We start from the raw sequence: 289 nt of genomic DNA, 5'->3' as shown, positions 1-289 counted from the left end.
CCATCCCAGGTTAAGCCCGGGGCTTTCACATCCATCTTGCAAAACCGCCTGCACACCCTTTACGCCCAGTAATTCCGATTAACGCTCGCACCCTACGTATTACCGCGGCTGCTGGCACGTAGTTAGCCGGTGCTTATTCTTAGAGTACCGTCATCATCCGTTGGTATTATCAACAGACTTTTCGTTCTCTACAAAAGTGGTTTACAACCCGAAGGCCGTCATCCCACACGCGGAATAGCTGGATCAGGCTTGCGCCCATTGTCCAAAATTCCCCACTGCTGCCTCCCGT

At 52.6% G+C, this 289-nt stretch carries 1 rRNA gene; it reads right to left on the bottom strand.

Annotated features, from left to right (window positions below):
* Positions 1 to 289 (bottom strand): 16S ribosomal RNA (locus ACYQ4O_RS13075); the annotation flags it as partial.

It is taken from the genome of Turicimonas sp. TL08 (genome assembly GCF_054660695.1).
This window is presented reverse-complemented; position numbering and strand designations above follow the sequence as displayed.